Origin of the sequence: Legionella lansingensis (genome assembly GCF_900187355.1) — a bacterium.
Lineage (GTDB): Bacteria > Pseudomonadota > Gammaproteobacteria > Legionellales > Legionellaceae > Tatlockia > Tatlockia lansingensis.
The window spans coordinates 1,152,120-1,169,809 of sequence record NZ_LT906451.1; the positions used below are offsets into that span (position 1 = coordinate 1,152,120).

Genomic DNA, 17,690 nt, shown 5'->3' on the forward strand with positions numbered 1-17,690 from the left:
AGGTTTAATATGACATAAATATGCATATTAATGCATATTTTATATTTTTATTGAATATTTATTCATGAGAGAAAAATACAATGTCGTTATTTCCGTTGCAAGCACAAGTTAAACATTCCAGTAAACTCAAGCATCTGTTAACTGGTAAAGAGTTAAGTCCCGATGATATTTTAAAAATACTCAAATTAGCTGCTGCCATTAAAAAAAATCCCTCCCATTATCACAATGCTCTTGTTGGCAAAAACTTAGCTATGATTTTTGAAAAACCCTCCTTTCGTACCAGGTTAAGTTTTACTCTAGCCATGGAGAATTTGGGTGGAAGAGCGATAGAAAGTATTAGCAACACGCGCAAGCATGAGGAGCCAGGTGATTTAATACGCGTATTAAATGGCTATTGCGATTTTGTTATGGTGCGCACGCATGACGACAAGGGTTTAGAAGAAATGGCAAGATATGCAACCATACCCATCATTAATGGTTTATCGGCTTTATATCATCCTTGCCAGGTTCTCGCCGATTTACTTTCCTTACAGGAGTGCTTTGGCGCACTTAATGGTTTAACTCTGGCTTATATTGGTGATGGTAACAATGTTCTCCACAGTCTGTTGCTCATGGCTCCTCAGGTAGGGGTAAAAATTAACTATTGCTGTCCTACCGAACATCAGCCTGATCCAGACATCTTATCGTACAGTAAGAACTTATTTGATTCGATGGTTACCAATTATTCCATTCCTGAGGACGCTGTTCAGAATGCTCATGCTGTCTATACCGATGTTTGGACAAGTATGGGTTTTGAACAACAGCGGAGCGAAAACCATTTTCATGGATTCCAGGTGAATGAATCGTTAATGTCTCAGGCAAAACCAGAGGCTGTTTTCATGCATTGCATGCCGATGGAGCGTGGTAAAGAAGTATCAGTAACATTGCCAGATAGTCCGTGTTCCATCATCTTTTTGCAAAGTGAAAATCGGTTACATGTACAAAAAGCATTGTTAATGTTTTTGGGGGTTTGAATTTTCTCGCCCGGTCGTTCTCCAGCATGATTGAGAAATCTAATGCAGAGGAAAGTCTCACCAACGAATCCCCGCGGCATCGACCTTCCAATTAGCCTAAGTTTTTATTGCTAGGATACTTCGTTCATGCTGAGGAGGCGCTTTAGCGCCGTCTCGAAGCACGCTTCGCATAGTTTGACAGCGATTGCCAATTTTGATGGATGAGCGCTTCTTTTTTTCTACGAGTCCATCCTTTGATTTGTTGCTCTGCAGCAAGTGCCTCTTCTCGTGAGGGAAATGCTTGTGAATACATCAAATTAACTGGCAGCCGTGTGCTGGTATAACAATTTGGAAGCAGTTTATTTTGATGTTGATATAATCGATTTTCAAGGTTATCAGTATGACCTGTGTAATAACTTTTATCCCGACATTGAAGAATGTAGACAAAAAACATGATTTAATTCTCATCCTTATAACGATGTTCCAATAATGCTTCGAGACGGCGCTAAAGCGCCTCCTCAGCATGAACGGGTTGGAGGGATATTAAAAAACCACATTGCAACCAGCTTGTCAACTAAAACTTAAGGCTAATTGGAAGGTCAAATGCCGCGGGGATTCATTGGTGAGATTTCTCGTAAGTAGCAGACAAATATATGAGCAATCTGTCTGCGCAAAGAGAAATACTATCTATCTTTATTTAAATTGCTTATTCTTAACGGGTATGATCAAATAGTATTTTTAAGCCATAAGAAGTTTTCCAAGATAATCACCCTATGAACCCATATTTTAATTTAATCCAAACAGTCTGGGAAAATGGTAAACCCTGGCGCCGCACAATTGTTGGTTATTATTTAGCTTATATTGTGGCGCAAAGTTTAATGGGTTTAAACCCTTATGCTTTTGGTAGAACAATCGATGTATTACAACATTTTCAGCCAGGAAGACTGCATGAAGTCATTTTCTGGCTTGTTTTTGGTGTTGTATTGCATCCTCTTTTTTGGATTTTTCATGGACCCGCGCGAGTTGTTGAGCGTAAAGTGGCTTTAAAAGTTCAGCAATCTTTTCTATTGGATATTTATAAAAAACTCACACAGTTACCCTTAAAGTGGCATCAAGATCATCATTCCGGCAATATCATTACCCGATTAAATCGTTCTGCTTCCTCACTAAAGCGATTTGCCGAAGAGCAATTTATTTATATAGAAATCATCATAAAATTTGTTGTTTCTATCGCCTTCTTGTTTTGGATTTCATTACCTGTGGGCATTTTAAGTGCTCTCTCCTGTGTGATAGCCGCAATGACGGTTATTTTATTCGATCGCAAATTAATTCCATTGTATGAGTCTGAAAATGACGTTGAAAATCATATTGGAGCAGGACTGTTCGATTACATTAGTAACATCACCACCGTGTTAACGCTTCGCCTGGCACAATTAACTCAACACAATCTATTTCAGCGACTGTTGGCCATTTGGCCATTCTTTAGAAGAGAGGCTGTGCTCAATGAAGTAAAATGGTTTGCAATGAACATGTTATTGACTGTTGCGCAGTCGATTATTTTAATTGGGTATATTGTTTACCATTTAAAAGCGGCAGATGCTGTTCTGATTGGCACCGTGGTGATGATTTTTCGCTATCAGTGGGATCTCAGCGAAGTCTTTTATAGTTTGAGTATGCATTACAGTGAATTAGTGCGTATGAATACAGACGTTAGGGGTGTGCAGCCGATTCTTGATGATATTCATCGCTTGGCTCACCGCATACCTGGTGCCTCTGTCGCTGAAAAATGGCATAAGATAGCGATTGTTGACCTCAATTTCTCACATAATGGTCACGAACATGCTATTATCCGCCATTTAAATCTAACCATTAACCGCGGCGAAAAAATTGCCTTAATTGGCTCAAGTGGTGCGGGAAAAAGTACCTTACTTAACCTCTTGTCGGGTCTATATGTCCCTGACAACGTCAAGCTTCTGATAGACGGCATTGAATTTAATTCACTTGAACCCATGCATGCCATCACAACATTGATTCCGCAAGAACCAGAAATTTTTGAGAATACCATTGCTTTTAATATCACCATGGATCTCGAAGCAGAACCAAACGTCATTGAAAAGGTGGTTAAATTATCATGTTTCTTGCCCATTTTAGAAAAACTTCCTTTGGGGCTTGAAACAGATATCAGAGAAAAAGGGCTAAACCTTTCAGTCGGTCAAAAACAAAGGCTTGCGCTGGCACGCGGATTGTTTGCAGCACGGTTTAGTTCATTGATTTTAATGGATGAACCGACATCCAGTGTTGATCTGGCAACGGAGAAAAAGATACTTTCGGGTGTCATTGGCAATTATCACGATGCAACGATGATTGTTTCACTCCATCGGCTGCATTTACTGCCACAATTTGATCGTATCATCATGCTTGATCAGGGTGAAATCATTGCCGATGGGCAAACATCAGAGCTGCTAACGATAGATGGTCCTGTGAAAGAGCTTTGGAGCAAATATCAGGCACGTAAGTGAGGAAATTTGTAAGGATTTAAAGATTTGAAAAAAATCTGCTTATTTTTTAATCTTTCCTTAAGCTTGACATGCTATAGTTTTCCTTAATAGTAGCTATAAATAGGTTGAATATCATGCCTAAAGTTAGAGTAATTACTGGTACTTATGACAGTGTTTTGGATAGAGATCTCAATGCATATGGGCCTCAGAATAAACAAGCTTGGTTAGCACATTCTCCGAACCCCTCTTTTGAGATTTTAAAAGACTTATCTCGCAACACTTTCGTTCCATCAAATGGTCGCACTTATGACGACTATCTGGCCACCTGGTTGTCTCCAAGTGCATCCAGATCCTTTTCTCAAGGAAACATGACGGGTTCATTCTATCTAACGATTCTTCAAACGTTCATCATGATTAGTGATAAATTCCCCAAAGAGGAAGTAAAAGAAGGGGTTGTTCCACGCACAGAAGAGACTCGGGTTTCGACTAACGAAAAGAGCTATTATCATGGTGACAACAGAGATAACTTAAGTTTTTCCTTTTATGATGATGATGGAGTTCTTTGCGGTGTAAGCATTCATTACTCAAAATTAGATCCTGAACTTTGGACTGCAGCTGTTATACGAAACCCCACTGGTGAGCCTAAAGACAGAGAGGTACTAATTCTAAGCCCTGAAGATATTATTAAAAGCAAACAGGGTGATCAACTAGATAGTTCTCAGACTGCTGTTGCTTTATTTTACGATTTTTTGAACTCCAAACAAATTCAAAGAGAACTAGACGGTATCTTTATAAGAGACGGGCTTGTTGATATTGAAAAACTAAAAGAATTAATTCCCCACTATAAGCCTGAACGTGAAGATAACGAAACAAGTAAAGTTAGCTCCCTAAAGAGCCAATATGCAAAGATGGAGAGTTGGAATGAGTTAACCAAGGAACAAGTGGCAATCAAAAAGGCTTGGGACGAGCAAGGGGAATTATCTGACGAGGAATTTACAACCCTAAAAAAAGGTTTAAAGAAATGGCAGTTAGATCTTCCGGACAGAGAGTGGCCACTTGTCGATGAGATTTTGCAAAAAGAGCATTGGAATGAGTTAAAAGAGAAACATCAAGACGTAATAAAAACAGTTTTGAATCAAAAGCAATGGAAGGAGCTAACAAGTGAGCAAGTAGCAATCGTAAAAGAGGCCTTGATACAAAAGCAAAAACAAAACGTCGTTAAAGCTCTAGGGTGGTATGAATCAGAATTACGTCCTTGGTATCACGAATACGAACTAAGCCTTCATGATGAGGCAATGGATAAAGAGGCAGAAAAGTCATTTCTACGTAGAAATGCTGGCCCTCTCACCGGTATTGTCATATCACTACTTTTTTTGGTCAGTGCTATTTTAATTTTAACGGGTGTTCTTGCTCCTCTAGGTTTGACTTTAGGATTGATAACGACCATTGTTACCGCGGTCGTAGGGGGAGGTGCTGCTATTACGGCAGGGGCAAGCGCGATAAAAGTGGGCGTAGATGAAAATAAGTTATCCACTTATCAGCAAGAATTGGAGGCAGAACAAGAAAGCCTATCAGTTAATGCCAATTTTCAAAGAAAACTTAAAGAGATTAATCCTAATATTGACATTAGTCAGTTTGGTAAGGGGAAAATTACCATTGAAATGTTGGCTGAAGTTGCAGGAAATCTAGAGGTTGACTTACCAAATGATTCTGAAGCCGTCATGCGGGCAATTTTGGGTGCGAATTTTAGTGAAGACGAGTTTAATAAGCTCTTTGAAACAGTGCAGAAAGCCGCAGTAGTGGCGGTTGAAGAGAAACCTCTTGTGATTGAGGATGATGAGGAATCATCGCTTGTGGTTGATCATGAAAAATTTGTTCAGATGCAACACAAGGTAGAGGTGGTCGTAGACGATTCCTCTCTGGATACTGCAGAAAAAGCTGTTAAGGGTGTACCGACTGGTATATCATCAACCGATGTTGTTGTGACTAAGAAAAAAGAAGTAGAACCTGAAGGCGAAAAGTTAGATTTAAGTACAAAATTAGATAGTAGCAATGTATAGTTTTCTGGAGTATAAAGCATGGTATTCTTTGAAAAGGGAGCTGGTTATACCACCTATAATAAACTCTTACGTGAAACTGAGCGTAACTTGCGTCTTGCGCGTATAGCGCAGGCGGAAGCATCATTACAACAGTTAAAAAAAGACATTGATAATCATATTAGCACCTTCCAAGAGGTTCTCAGCTTTGTTGAAACTCAACATGCTTTATATGAAGAGTTTGCAAAAAAATATGCAAGTAAACCATCAGTTTCTTTAGGCACACAGCTTGCTGAACTAAAAAAAGAAATCGATGACTTAGACGTAAAGATTAAGCAAGCTCAGCCAGAAAAGGTAATTGCAGATATGAGTACCAGATACCAAGAGTTAAAAGCCGAATTGGAGCAAAAAAAGGCTCTGATAAATTCCTCTAATGAACCGATCGAGCTGACTATCCAGCCAAAGTAAGCAATGTAGATACTGTCTTCAAAAGCAACCTAAATTTTCGTTAAAAGGTTGCTTATTTTTTAGGACTCCAAAAATGATATGAGCCAATTTACGCATCACGGCACAAATTATAGTTTTTGGAGTTTTTCCATTGCATTGGAGTCTTTTGACAAAGCCATCCAAAGCTTTATTGTAGCGTTTGGCGACTAAAGCAGCCATGTAAAGAGCCTTTCTTAATCGACTATCTCCGAGTCTTGAGAGAGTTGTTTTGCCAATGAGAGAGCCGGATTGATGTTGTTTGGGGGTGATACCTATATAGGCGGCAAATTGTTTGGCTGTTTGAAAGCACTGGATATCAGGCATTCGTGCCAGCACATAATAAGCAGTGAGTTTGCCTATGCCTTTGATAGAAAGTAACAAGTCCAATTTTTCTTGAAGTTGTTGATTATTGCTAATTAACTCATCAATTTGTTGTTGAATCGCTTTTATTTCTTGCTTACGTTTTTCTATCATTTTCTTTAAGCTTTTCTGTGCCGCACGACCTCTAATACTATGCAGTTGGTTTGTTAATTGAATAACCTGAACTTTCAACATATCCAATACTTTGGTTAATTCTTTGATTTCCTTTTGCTCTGCAGAGCTGGATTGATAAATGCGTGGTTCCATTCGTTGACAAAATTGAGCGGTGATTTTAGCGTCAATCGTATCATTTTTATTACGGGCTAGGCAGGCTTTAGCAAAACTCTTAACCTGGAAGGGATTTACAACACTGACGCGAACACCTTTCTCCACTAAGAAATCAGCAAGTCCCTCACTATAATGACCTGTTGCTTCCATGCACACCCAAGGAGATGATGCATATTGATTAAGCCATTTAAGGAAATCTTCATAGCCTTTCTTTGAATTTGAGAAGACAGCATGTTTATAGCGATTATCGATGCTTAGAGCACTATCAAATTTATCCTTGGCAATATCAATACCTACAAATTCATATGCACTCATGTTAATCTCCAATGGCTGTAAAAATACTTGGGGTTATTTATCGTTGACCAAGCTTGCAAATACAGGCTTACTTTGATGAGAGCGGCCTAAGATACTGTTCGGTCGATTGATAAGTGGGGAGAAGGTCCTAATCTACACATCAGGCTTTATGCCTTGCCTGGGTACAAGATCTCTTCTCCCATCCCAAGTGCCCTTGAGATTAAGCTTTTCTGCCCACTTTTTAAAGATACAAGCCTGGGTGGAGGTCCGAAGGACCGCAACCCGGGTTCACTTCGTTTCACCCGGCCTACATTGCTAAGAAATTCTTAAGCATTCTCCATTATACTAAGCGCCGTTTATCTTATTGTATCTGACTGATTGTCGATATAGGTGGTTATTTTGCAAGAGGGGTATTCCCGACTACTATTCCCTTCGCAAGCGTAACTTAATTTGTCATAATTGATTATTAATGTTTTTTGATTTTTTACATGTCACATACACTGCATCCTTATTATTTGCAAACCATGGGCGTGGACGTTTGGCTTGAACGCAAACACTCTTCTTCCTGCACAGCTCAGTTATCACATTTAGCACTACAAGTGGCCTCCTGTGAGCGATGTGTGTTACATAAAACACGCAGCCAAACAGTATTTTCTCGTGGGAATCCTCAGGCAAAATTAATGATTATTGGGGAAGCCCCAGGCTTTTATGAGGACAAACAGGGTCTACCTTTTGTGGGGAAGGCCGGTATGTTATTAAATCAAATGCTGCAAAGCATTGGTTTAACTGAGAACGATGTTTATATTGCTAATGTTTTGAAGTGCAGGCCCCCTGAGAATCGCGATCCCAAACCGGAAGAAATTTCTCAATGCAGTTCTTATCTGACCAGACAAATTGAATTAATTAACCCACACCTCATTCTTGCACTCGGTCGATTTGCTGGCCAGTTTTTAATGAATCAATTACTACCTCTCAATAAGTTGCGTCAGCAGATTCACAAATACAATAACTTCCCGTTTATGGTGAGTTATCACCCAGCTTATTTATTGCGCAACCCCATCGATAAGAAAAAAGCTTATATTGATCTCAGGGCTGTAAAACAATTCTTAGCGGAAAAATCGTGAAAAAGATGCAAGGTTTGACATTCTTCGAGTTAATATGCTGCTTGATAGTGTTAGGTCTATTGTTTCTTATTAGCCTTCCGTCTGGTGTATTTCTTCTTACCAGGAATCAATTAGAGACTGTGGAGAATGAAATAACGATGGCAATACATTATGCCAGAGATATGGCTTTACTTCATGGAAGTCGCTTGGCTTTAGCCCCCTTGTCAGGCACTGAGGATTGGTCTTATGGCATGATTCTTTTTGTTGATAACAAGAACCACAAATACCAACCAGGGGATCAGGTTATTCATCAATGGCAATGGCATCATCCAAGATTGCGAGTGAGATGGAGGGGGTTTCAATCGAATGCTTACCTTTTATTTTCTAGCGATTTAAAACATGCGGCTACAACGGGACATTTTGCTCTCCTCACCGCGCAATCTAAGCAGGTAAAATTAGTGGTTAATCGATTTGGCCGAGTGAGCAAGCAAGCTGTAGAGTGAGTTAGGGGTCTATTGCTTAAATCATCAAGTTTTTATCGCTTGACCTTTAGATATCGAATTACCGTGGCTTGACCACGGTATCCATGATCATTGAAGCTCTTTGGATACCGTGGTTAAGCCACGGTAATTCGGTTTTTGGATAATAGTTCTTTAGCAGAGCAAATACTATATAATCTTACCATTTTTATTCAGGCAACCTATCAATCATGCTCATTGAAGCCACAAAACTACTAACATTCGCTTGCAGTCCACCTGCAGAATTGTTACCTTGGCTTATATATGAACAATCGTTAACTGACAAACTAAAAAGGGAGGTAGGGGAAGCCAAGCTAAGCGTTCTTAAGCAACGCTGGAATAGTCCAATCTGGTGGGATAGATTTATTTTAGACTTATCCCCTTCACAATTAGTGATTCATCGAGAAATATTGATGTGTGCTAATGATACAACTTGTTGGTACGCTAGAACGATTATTCCTGAACATTCTTATCAAGCTAATCCTGGATTTTTTGCCAGATTAAAGCAAGAATCTTTAGGGAGTATCATTTTTAATACGGCTGCAGTTAAACGTCATCAGATGTTTTATTATCCTGTTAATTCATCTTCCTTAGAATATCATTGGTGTTGTGATTTCTTGACAGAGCGATGTGATTATCTCTGGGCCCGGTTATCCGTGTTTTCATTAATGAAAGATGATCCATTTTATCTTGTAGAAATACTTTTGCCTGGCGTAATAAGGATAAGATGTTGAACTGGCGAGCCTATTTAAAATTAATGCGTTTTCATAGGCCAATAGGCATTTTGCTCCTATGGTGGCCGACTGCTTGGGCGCTTTGGCTTGCTCATCAGGGTAGCCCTCCTCTGCCATTAATTGTTTTATTCCTGCTAGGCACTATTTTCATGCGCGCGGCGGGCTGTGTGGTGAATGATATTGCTGATAGACACATTGACCTGCATGTTCAACGCACAAAAAACAGACCTTTGACCGCTGGGGACGTGGGTTTGCTTGAAGCTTTGGTTTTACTTTGTATGTTACTGTTTGTTTCATTGCTGATTTTGCTGCAATTGCCCAAGGTTTGCTTTTATTACGCTTTAATGGCCGTATCTATTACTGTTTTATATCCCTTCTGTAAACGCTTTCTCCAAAGCCCACAGCTTGTTCTTGGCATCGCGTTTTCAATGGGTATTCCAATGGCCTATGCGGCTTCAAATCGTATGCCCGACAAAACAATGTTAATCTTATTACTGATTAATTTCCTGTGGATTATCGCTTATGACACGGAATATGCGATGGTTGATCGTGAGGATGATTTACGCATTGGTGTCAAATCGACTGCCATTCTCTTTGCCGCTTATGACAAGTTGATTATTGCTATCTTGCAGTTCCTATTTCATTTTTGCTGGCTGCCTCTAGGCGTGATGTTGACGTCATTGTCATTTTGGTTTTGCTGGGGAATTGCGGGCTTAAATTTACTCTATCAACAAAAGCTTCTAAGCAAACGTAAACCAGCAGATTGCTTAAGAGCATTTTCATCCAACCATTGGTATGGGTTAATAATGTGGATTGCTATTACTACAGTGTGGCCGCCTAATTTTGTATTATTTTAATGCTTACTGATAGAAATGAGGCATGCGAGGATGCACACCAGAGGATATATAGGCAAAAGGAATTTGAATGCAAACAACAATTAAATCAAATGGGAATACTGAAGAGACATCACCTTGGTGGCGAAGAGCCGTGCTGATTACCATGGCTATTGGATTTTCAATTCTTCTTTTGCTCACGACCAAGGTCTATCAAGATGCGCCTCCAATTCCTGAAAAGGTGATGAATCCTCAGGGCAATGTGCTTTTTGGTAAAAAAAATATTATGGCCGGGCAGGCCGTTTTTCTCAAATATGGTTTGATGGACAATGGTAGCGTTTGGGGGCATGGTGCTTATCTTGGTCCGGATTTTTCAGCAAACTATTTACATAATTTGACGCAAACAATGGATAAAACTATCTCCGAAAAGCAGTATCAGCGGGCATTTGACCAACTCAATGAGGAAGAACAAACGATTGTGCGTTCTCTCACTCGTAGCGCACTAAAAAAGAATCGTTATGATCCCCAAACTGGCCGATTGATTTATACTGAAGGAGAAGCCGTATCCTATCATAACCAGATAGATTGGTGGGCGCGTTATTTTGCAAAATCGTCGGGGAATGGTGGTTTGCCAGCGAATTTTATTACAAAAGGTGATGAGTTAAATGATTTAGTAGCGTTTTTTGCCTGGACTGCTTGGGCTTCTGTCACAAATAGACCCGGACAGTCCGTTACCTATACCAATAATTTTCCCTACGATCCGCAAGCAGGAAATTTGCCAAGTGGCGCTGCTACTTTTTGGAGCGCCATCAGTTTGATCGCATTACTCGGCGGAACGGCTCTAGTGTTGCTGGCATTTGGGAAATTTGACTATCTGGGATGGAAGCGAAGTAAGGAAAAAATCCTTCCGCGATTTAAAATTGGCCAACCGACTTCCAGCCAAAGAGCTACAATAAAATTTTTCGTTATCGTGATGTTCCTGTTTTTGGCACAAACTCTGGTAGGCGGACTAACTGCGCATTACCGTGCGGAACCAGGCGATTTTTATGGTTACGATATATCAGAAATATTTCCAAGTAATGTAGTGCGTACCTGGCATTTACAACTCGCTATTTTCTGGATAGCAACCTCTTATGTGGCGGGTGCTTTGTTATTATCCCGTGAGTTAGGCGGTCGCGAAGCAAAATATCAAACGCAGCTTATTCATCTGCTGTTTACTGCGCTATTTATTGTTGTAGTGGGTAGTTTATTAGGGGAGTGGGCCGGCACATTTCAGTGGCTGGGCAAATACTGGTTTTGGTTTGGTCAGCAAGGTTGGGAATATTTAGAGCTTGGCCGTGTATGGCAGATAGGTCTTGCAATAGGATTGGTTTTCTGGCTAGTTTTGTTGGTGAGAAATATCATTCCAGTGTTGAACGACCCTGAATTATCGGAAATTTCTCGTTTGTTCTTTTTTGCAGCGCTTGCCATCCCGCTTTTCTATTTGCCCGCCATGTTTTTTGATAGTGCTACTCATTTTTCCATCGTAGATACCTGGCGGTTCTGGATTATCCATTTATGGGTTGAAGGGTTTTTTGAATTCTTCGTTACAGTATTGGTCGCTTTGATATTAATGGGGCTTGGTGTCGTGACTCGAGCAACAGGCACCCGCGTTATTTATTTGGATGCCATCTTGTATTTTGGCGGCGGAGTAGTGGGAACTGGTCATCACTGGTACTTTAATGGTCATAGCGAGGCTAACATGGCTTTAAGCGCTATTTTTTCCGCTATGGAAGTGATTCCATTAACACTGCTGACACTAGATGCTTGGGATTTTATCCGAGTCACCGAGATGGAGCGTTTACCTTCGGGTGAGCATGTTCATATTCCACATAAATGGACTTTTTATTTTATTATGGCGGTGGGTTTTTGGAACTTCGTGGGTGCTGGTGTTTTTGGTTTTCTCATTAATTTGCCTATCGTCAGTTATTTTGAAATTGGCACAATGCTTACACCTAACCATGGTCATGCCGCCATGATGGGTGTGTTTGGGATGTTGGCAATGGCCCTGCTTGTTTTTTCAATACGCCATGTTTCTAGCGACTCCCAATGGCACAAGCTGGAAAAGTACGTAAAAATTTCTTTTATTGGCTTAAATCTTGGTCTTTTTCTGATGTTGGTTTCCAGTTTATTCCCTGGCGGTGTTCTCCAATTATTGGATGTTTTAAATAATGGATATTGGCATGCCAGAAGCCTGGATTATACTGGCCAGAAATCCGCGCGACTTATTGAGTGGCTGCGGACACCTGCCGATTTAATCTTTATTGTGTTTGGAGTTGTGCCTTTGATGATTGCCGTGATTCGTTGTTATTTGAATACCCGAACTACGAGCTATTCGTAGTCGATAACGAATGGGAGGAGGATATCTAGTATGTACGCTTTTTTTCGGACTATTTTGATCACCTTCTTGTGGCTATCTTTATTGATCGTTCCCTATGCGCTGATTGCCTATGCTTGTTATGCAGGGCTGTGCGGCGGGCCAGAAGCAGAGGAAATGAGAACAAAAATAGGTGTGCAAATTTGGGGTTACTACATCTGGCTATATCCATTGATTGTATTCTTTTGTCTATATTTTTCTCGCAAATTTGCAAAAGGTACTATTCATTCAATGGTTATTTTAGTTATTCCTCTCATTTGTTTGCTTCCGGCAATCTATGCCCTATCTCAGGAGCGCAGTATAAGTAATAAATATCGTCAACAACAGGCAAAATATTACAGTGCGCAACCCAATGATTTTGTTTGTGCTTCTGGAAAATTTATCCGCTATGATCGGTCTGATCCCGGACATTTTTATTTTTTTGAAAGTCAATCTCATTCTTATGGTGTTTCGTGGGGGGTAACCTATTTTTACCAATATGAAGAACTCAAAAATTTTTTAGCTGCAAATCATATTGTTATCGAACAATGTAAGAATCAGAAAGGGATTCCTTTTCATCTTTAAAGCAAAATGTCACCAGACCCTAGTGCAAGTGTAAATTTTTTGCAAAATATACTGTATTATTAAAATACAATATCGTTTTATTCTTATAATTTTCCTCAATTAACAGCATGGGTTTTTAATATGTCAACTAATTCTGCAAAACCAGATATGGAAAAAGATGAGCGGGAGCGCGCAATTAAAACAAATCCCTGTGGCATTTGTCGTGCAAAGCGTCTTCCTGTTTGCCGTTGCCGTGGTGGAGGCGGTAGTGGAGGGGGAGGTGGTTCAGACTCTTCTAATGATCTAAAGGATGACGCTTCACGTGCGGGGAGTGCTCCGTATCATTTAGAGCTTTCGCCTGTTCCGGCACTTATAGAATACCTGAACGAAAGTCAGGTTTGGTTCCTAGAAGAAGATGCAGATCTGATTTTTAAATTTGAAAATCCTCTGTTGAAAATTACACTTGACATGGAGAATGGCTCATTGGTACTCCAAGGCAAGAAGGACTTAAAGGAAGATGAGCAAAACGACTTAGATGCGCTTTTTGATGCCATCGAGGATGAGTTAAATAACTTCAAGATGGAGCTAAAAGCAAAGAATATAGAAATCGGACCTATCACGATGGTGCGGGATCACAATACACTATCCATTAAGATTCCTAATCCTCAGTATTTTGATTTGTTTATTACGCGATTGATGAATAAAAATTTACTGCCACATCATCCAGATGCTGCCTTACAGCTACGAGACAAAAATGTGGGACCATCGGCACTTGTTCAGGCAGTGTTGTCAAATGAAGAAAACAAGCCAACAGCGCCAACGCCTTTTGATATCCGTCCCCGCCCAAAGCCCAAGGACTGAGGTATCGACTCATTTTATGTGCATCCTCGCTTTATGTCATCCCCGCGCAGGCGGGGATCCATCCTGATTAAAGCCTCATGCCATTCCAGAATAGATTCCCGCCTACGCGAGAATGACCCAGTTTAACAGTTTAATGAATGGTCCCGAATTTATCTACCAGAGCATCTAGTAAACTGCTTGCGCCAATGCGAAACCAAGATGGATCTAATTCACGATGAAGCATTTGCTTAGCGAGGCATATATAGGTACAAGCTTGCGCAGGCTGTCTGATGCCCCCGGAAACCTTAAAGCCACAAGGGCGTTTGCTATCGTGTATAGCCTTTAGCATGGCAAACGCTGCTGCAGGACTAGCCCCTTTACTTATTTTGCCCGTTGAAGTTTTCAAGAAATCGCAGCCATTCATGATCACTTCTGAACTTAACTGATAAATGCAATCTAAGTTAGGCAAAGCGCCTGTTTCTAAAATTACTTTGAAGGTTAGCTCATGCTTCTTACAATGAGAATAGACCTGCTGACATTGCGATAGCGCAAACGCTTGTTTTCCTGCTAAATAACTTTGGTAGGGGAAAACGTAATCTATTTCATCGATGATTGTATTTGCTGTGATTTCATCAATCTCTGATAGCACTTCTCTGGTTGTTGCATTACCGGTAGGAAAGTTAACCACTGTAGCAACTTTGATGGGCTCTGCAGGAGCAAGCAGCTGTATATGTTGTGGCAGAACACAGATAGCTGCCACATGATGGGTACGAGCCTTATGCTTAAGAGACTGTATCGTTTGAGCAGTAGCTGCTTCATTAAGTAAAGTTAAATCAATCAATGAAATGGCTTTAGATTTAAGCTCTACGGTATCCCAGGCAGCTTCATTCATGGAGCCAAGAGCCGCTAAAAATTGGCTTTCGAGAGTCATGCTAAGTTCTCGATAAAATGTTTGAGCAGGCGATTGAGTTTTTCGGCGCCCTTAGAGGCCATAAGGACTACCGCTTCATGGCTATGGCTAGTATGGGCAAGACCGGTTGCATAATTTGTTATCGTTGCAATGACCGCAACTTTCATTCCGCAATGATTAGCTACTAAAACCTCAGGTACGGTTGACATTCCCACAGCATCAGCCCCAAGAATGCGAAATGCTCTGATCTCGGCGGCGGTTTCATAGTTAGGGCCTAGGACTGAAAGATACACACCTTGATTGAGAGAAATGTTTTCTTTATGGGCAATATGCAATAAATTTTCTCGAGTCTCTTGATCATAGGCATTATCTAAAGGGAAAAAGCGAGGACCAAATTCATCGTCATTCGCACCAACCAAAGGATTCCCAGGTTGCATGTTAATGTGATCCGTGATTAACATCAATTCACCTGGGCCAACGTCTTCACGAAGTGAACCAGAAGCATTGGTGGCAAAAAAATACTCACATCCGAGCAATTTCAGGGTGCGCACATACGTTTTCACCGCGTCGTAGCTATTTCCCTCATAAGTGTGAGCACGTCCTTGGAGGCACACTACACCCACTCCTGACAAATACCCCAAAACCAGCTTCCCCCCATGTCCCTGTACGGTCAGTTTAGGAAAGCCTGGTAGTTCTTCATAAGGAATGGAAACGGCATCTTCTAATTGCTCAGCAAAACTGCCCAAACCTGATCCTAAGACAATTCCTATAACCGGCTTGAAGTGAGGAACCTTTTTCTTTATTTGTTCCGCGGCTAAATGGGCGGAAGTCATATTTGTTTGCGTCATGGTTGTTAGTCCTGCTTAAGGTTTAAATCTAAAAGCATTGGGTAATAATTCATCAATACGCATGGATTCTATTACACTCTCCCCATTACATAAATGAATTGTTGTCTCTGGTGTAGAAAACTCAAAAATTCGCTGACGACAAGCTCCACATGGTGAGCAAATAACATGAGCATTGTTGAGCACAACAAGATGTTTAATTTTTCTTTTTCCTGCTGCAATCATCTGGCTAATGGCTGATGTTTCAGCACAAACAGACAGGCCATAGGCGGCATTTTCCACGTTAACGCCGACATAGAAATTGTCATCTTCACTAGATAAGCATGAAGCCACTTTGTAATTGGAGTAGGGTGCATAAGCATTCTCCAAGACTTCCCTTGCATGCCTTATCATTGCTTTTGTTAACTCGACCATGTATTACTCCTAGATAGGTGGGAGACTATACTCATTATCAATTGGGCTTACAAGTCTAGGGTATCGTTATCTCTGCCTCTAAAAATTTGCGTATCTGGCTGCTTGCATTAACTGTACGCATCAGTAGATCCTGGCTGCAAGCAGCCAGGCTACGGTAGTTGATGAATTCCTACCTTGTATAATCATTTATAATTAACACATATTGTATAAGGAAATACATATGGACGGACTACAACAATTTAAATATGAACCATGGCCTGAGCTACCTTATAAAGATTTTGTGCCAACAGCATATTTATTGCATATGGGCATGCAGGTTATTGGCAAATTAAAATTAACCACTCCATTTGAACCACAATGGGCAAATGTCCCGCTTTGGATAACCAGTCGTGGTCTCACAACGGGCCCGATTCCATATGACACAGGAATCTTTTCAATAGACATTGATTTCATTGCTCATATAATTATTTGCACTACCAGCTGGCAATCTATGAATGAATTTAAGTTGCACTCCATGTCTGTGGCTGAATTTACGCAATCATTGTTTAAGCTATTGTCTGAGACGGGTATAAAAATAGAAATAAATCTTATGCCACAGGAAATTGCCTCTCCCATCCCTTTTAATAAAGACACAAAACAACGGACTTACAGCACGACACTTGCTAACGCATGGTGGCGAATCTTAGTTAGTTCATATCGGGTTATGCAGCGATATCATGCGAAATTTAATGGTAAAACACCGCCTATTGGTTTGATGTGGGGCACTTTTGATTTGAGAGATGCGCGTTACCAGGGAGTTTCTGTTCCTACCACAGGAATCAATGCCGAATATATTCGTCGAAATGCAATGAATGAAACTCAGATTGAAACGGGATGGTGGAGTGGAAGTGTAAACTATCCTCGCCCGGCATATTATTCATTTACTTACCCACAACCAAACGGAATTGAGCAAAGTCAGATCAAACCTGCCGCCGCACGATGGGATAGTTCCATGGGTTTATTTATACTTGATTATGATGACGTCCAAAAATCTCAAAACCCCGAAGAAGACTTGTATATGTTTTTGGAATCCACCTATAAGGCAGGGTCAGAGCTTGCACAATGGGAAAAAGAACTTGTTGGTTCAGGAAGACCTGTCTAATAACCTGAATTAGGTATAGCAACCTACTTGTCTTTAGTTACGCACGCTTGCCGAAAGGTCAGTTTAGTATGGAATCGGTACTACCCAATTAGGTTGTAGCTTATGATAAATATCTTTCTCTGTACCCGTATCATCAACGGGAGTAGTATCCATATAGCCACTTTGATCGAAGGTTGTTGTCGATTTGTCATTGCCTGTTAGAACGTTATTTTGTGGTGGGCGATTAAAAGGACTCAATTCATAGCCTTCCTGCAAACTCGGATAAAAGAGAATGCTTGGATTCTGTGGGCTCGTGCTATTTGGTTGAAAACCAAAAGCTGCACTAGCAATGATCAAGGTTGCAAGTGGAAGAACTCTTTTCATCACGTTTCTCCAAATGACTCCCTAATTTAACTATAGTTGAAATTTTAAAACCAGGGGCCGTTTCCCAAGGTACTTT

General features: G+C 40.6%; 18 protein-coding genes. 12 read left to right on the forward strand and 6 right to left on the reverse strand.

The window, feature by feature from the left end; translation table 11 throughout:
- The first annotated feature begins 80 nt into the window (after window positions 1-80).
- Window positions 81-1,013 carry an ornithine carbamoyltransferase gene (argF, locus tag CKV79_RS05225; RefSeq protein WP_035916092.1) on the forward strand — a complete coding sequence of 311 codons (933 nt, stop codon included), beginning with the start codon at window positions 81-83 and terminating at the stop codon, window positions 1,011-1,013.
- Between the two features lie 142 nt (window positions 1,014-1,155).
- Here the strand turns inward: argF and CKV79_RS05230 are convergent, their stop codons facing one another.
- Window positions 1,156-1,446, reverse strand: coding sequence for a GIY-YIG nuclease family protein (locus tag CKV79_RS05230; RefSeq protein ID WP_028374103.1), 291 nt, complete (start codon window positions 1,444-1,446; stop codon window positions 1,156-1,158).
- 319 nt (window positions 1,447-1,765) lie between these two features.
- Here CKV79_RS05230 and CKV79_RS05235 point away from each other — a divergent pair, with 319 nt between their 5' ends.
- The 3 genes from CKV79_RS05235 (at window position 1,766) to CKV79_RS05245 (ending at window position 5,994) form a co-directional block, all read left to right on the forward strand.
- A complete protein-coding gene (locus tag CKV79_RS05235) occupies window positions 1,766-3,511 on the forward strand; it encodes an ABC transporter ATP-binding protein (RefSeq protein ID WP_028374104.1) in 1,746 nt (581 codons plus the stop codon).
- Window positions 3,512-3,624: 113 nt separating this feature from the next.
- A complete protein-coding gene (locus CKV79_RS05240) occupies window positions 3,625-5,550 on the forward strand; it encodes a hypothetical protein (RefSeq protein WP_028374105.1) in 1,926 nt (641 codons plus the stop codon).
- Between the two features lie 18 nt (window positions 5,551-5,568).
- Entirely contained in the window at window positions 5,569-5,994 is a 426-nt protein-coding gene (locus tag CKV79_RS05245; protein WP_028374106.1) for a hypothetical protein, read from the forward strand.
- A gap of 18 nt (window positions 5,995-6,012) precedes the next feature.
- On the opposite strand, the gene CKV79_RS05250 is transcribed toward CKV79_RS05245, so the two are convergent.
- A complete protein-coding gene (locus CKV79_RS05250; protein ID WP_058387152.1) occupies window positions 6,013-6,975 on the reverse strand; it encodes an IS110 family RNA-guided transposase in 963 nt (320 codons plus the stop codon).
- A 467-nt stretch (window positions 6,976-7,442) separates the two neighbouring features.
- On the opposite strand from CKV79_RS05250, the gene CKV79_RS05255 reads away from it, so the two are divergent.
- From CKV79_RS05255 to CKV79_RS05285, 7 genes are all read left to right on the forward strand, one after another.
- Complete coding sequence (locus CKV79_RS05255; RefSeq protein ID WP_028373894.1) at window positions 7,443-8,078, forward strand: uracil-DNA glycosylase; 636 nt, start codon at window positions 7,443-7,445, stop codon at window positions 8,076-8,078.
- Between the two features lie 137 nt (window positions 8,079-8,215).
- A complete protein-coding gene (locus CKV79_RS05260) occupies window positions 8,216-8,560 on the forward strand; it encodes a GspH/FimT family protein (protein ID WP_028373895.1) in 345 nt (114 codons plus the stop codon).
- A gap of 206 nt (window positions 8,561-8,766) precedes the next feature.
- Window positions 8,767-9,309, forward strand: a complete 543-nt coding sequence (locus CKV79_RS05265; protein ID WP_051546216.1) for a chorismate--pyruvate lyase family protein — start codon at window positions 8,767-8,769, stop codon at window positions 9,307-9,309.
- Entirely contained in the window at window positions 9,303-10,166 is an 864-nt protein-coding gene (ubiA, locus tag CKV79_RS05270; RefSeq protein ID WP_081778105.1) for a 4-hydroxybenzoate octaprenyltransferase, read from the forward strand. Before CKV79_RS05265 ends, ubiA begins: the two co-directional genes overlap by 7 nt.
- A 67-nt stretch (window positions 10,167-10,233) precedes the next feature.
- Entirely contained in the window at window positions 10,234-12,522 is a 2,289-nt protein-coding gene (locus CKV79_RS05275; RefSeq protein ID WP_051546217.1) for a nitric-oxide reductase large subunit, read from the forward strand.
- A gap of 30 nt (window positions 12,523-12,552) precedes the next feature.
- A complete protein-coding gene (locus tag CKV79_RS05280) occupies window positions 12,553-13,122 on the forward strand; it encodes a hypothetical protein (RefSeq protein ID WP_028373897.1) in 570 nt (189 codons plus the stop codon).
- 120 nt (window positions 13,123-13,242) lie between these two features.
- Window positions 13,243-13,962, forward strand: coding sequence for a hypothetical protein (locus CKV79_RS05285; RefSeq protein WP_028373898.1), 720 nt, complete (start codon window positions 13,243-13,245; stop codon window positions 13,960-13,962).
- 130 nt (window positions 13,963-14,092) lie between these two features.
- On the opposite strand, the gene deoC is transcribed toward CKV79_RS05285, so the two are convergent.
- The 3 genes from deoC to cdd are packed head-to-tail and all read right to left on the reverse strand — an operon-like array spanning window position 14,093 to window position 16,110.
- Window positions 14,093-14,872, reverse strand: a complete 780-nt coding sequence (deoC, locus tag CKV79_RS05290; RefSeq protein WP_051546218.1) for a deoxyribose-phosphate aldolase — start codon at window positions 14,870-14,872, stop codon at window positions 14,093-14,095.
- On the reverse strand, window positions 14,869-15,699 hold the full coding sequence (locus CKV79_RS05295; protein WP_028373900.1) for a purine-nucleoside phosphorylase: 831 nt from the start codon (window positions 15,697-15,699) through the stop codon (window positions 14,869-14,871). Before CKV79_RS05295 ends, deoC begins: the two co-directional genes overlap by 4 nt.
- A gap of 15 nt (window positions 15,700-15,714) precedes the next feature.
- Window positions 15,715-16,110 (reverse strand): cytidine deaminase, encoded by a 396-nt coding sequence (gene cdd / locus CKV79_RS05300; RefSeq protein WP_028373901.1) that lies wholly within the window; start codon window positions 16,108-16,110, stop codon window positions 15,715-15,717.
- Between the two features lie 220 nt (window positions 16,111-16,330).
- Between cdd and CKV79_RS05305 the strand changes: the two genes are divergently transcribed.
- On the forward strand, window positions 16,331-17,251 hold the full coding sequence (locus tag CKV79_RS05305; protein WP_028373902.1) for a DUF5996 family protein: 921 nt from the start codon (window positions 16,331-16,333) through the stop codon (window positions 17,249-17,251).
- 63 nt (window positions 17,252-17,314) lie between these two features.
- Here CKV79_RS05305 and CKV79_RS05310 read toward each other — a convergent pair whose 3' ends face one another.
- On the reverse strand, window positions 17,315-17,614 hold the full coding sequence (locus CKV79_RS05310; protein WP_028373903.1) for a hypothetical protein: 300 nt from the start codon (window positions 17,612-17,614) through the stop codon (window positions 17,315-17,317).
- Between the last annotated feature and the right edge of the window lie 76 nt (window positions 17,615-17,690).

Coding starts and splice junctions, on each gene's coding strand:
- argF (WP_035916092.1), top strand. CDS start 81: ATGTCGTTATTTCCGTTGCAAGCACAAGTTAAACATTCCAGTAAACTC.
- CKV79_RS05230 (WP_028374103.1), bottom strand. CDS start 1,446: ATGTTTTTTGTCTACATTCTTCAATGTCGGGATAAAAGTTATTACACA.
- CKV79_RS05235 (WP_028374104.1), top strand. CDS start 1,766: ATGAACCCATATTTTAATTTAATCCAAACAGTCTGGGAAAATGGTAAA.
- CKV79_RS05240 (WP_028374105.1), top strand. CDS start 3,625: ATGCCTAAAGTTAGAGTAATTACTGGTACTTATGACAGTGTTTTGGAT.
- CKV79_RS05245 (WP_028374106.1), top strand. CDS start 5,569: ATGGTATTCTTTGAAAAGGGAGCTGGTTATACCACCTATAATAAACTC.
- CKV79_RS05250 (WP_058387152.1), bottom strand. CDS start 6,975: ATGAGTGCATATGAATTTGTAGGTATTGATATTGCCAAGGATAAATTT.
- CKV79_RS05255 (WP_028373894.1), top strand. CDS start 7,443: ATGTCACATACACTGCATCCTTATTATTTGCAAACCATGGGCGTGGAC.
- CKV79_RS05260 (WP_028373895.1), top strand. CDS start 8,216: ATGGCAATACATTATGCCAGAGATATGGCTTTACTTCATGGAAGTCGC.
- CKV79_RS05265 (WP_051546216.1), top strand. CDS start 8,767: ATGCTCATTGAAGCCACAAAACTACTAACATTCGCTTGCAGTCCACCT.
- ubiA (WP_081778105.1), top strand. CDS start 9,303: ATGTTGAACTGGCGAGCCTATTTAAAATTAATGCGTTTTCATAGGCCA.
- CKV79_RS05275 (WP_051546217.1), top strand. CDS start 10,234: ATGCAAACAACAATTAAATCAAATGGGAATACTGAAGAGACATCACCT.
- CKV79_RS05280 (WP_028373897.1), top strand. CDS start 12,553: ATGTACGCTTTTTTTCGGACTATTTTGATCACCTTCTTGTGGCTATCT.
- CKV79_RS05285 (WP_028373898.1), top strand. CDS start 13,243: ATGTCAACTAATTCTGCAAAACCAGATATGGAAAAAGATGAGCGGGAG.
- deoC (WP_051546218.1), bottom strand. CDS start 14,872: ATGACTCTCGAAAGCCAATTTTTAGCGGCTCTTGGCTCCATGAATGAA.
- CKV79_RS05295 (WP_028373900.1), bottom strand. CDS start 15,699: ATGACGCAAACAAATATGACTTCCGCCCATTTAGCCGCGGAACAAATA.
- cdd (WP_028373901.1), bottom strand. CDS start 16,110: ATGGTCGAGTTAACAAAAGCAATGATAAGGCATGCAAGGGAAGTCTTG.
- CKV79_RS05305 (WP_028373902.1), top strand. CDS start 16,331: ATGGACGGACTACAACAATTTAAATATGAACCATGGCCTGAGCTACCT.
- CKV79_RS05310 (WP_028373903.1), bottom strand. CDS start 17,614: ATGAAAAGAGTTCTTCCACTTGCAACCTTGATCATTGCTAGTGCAGCT.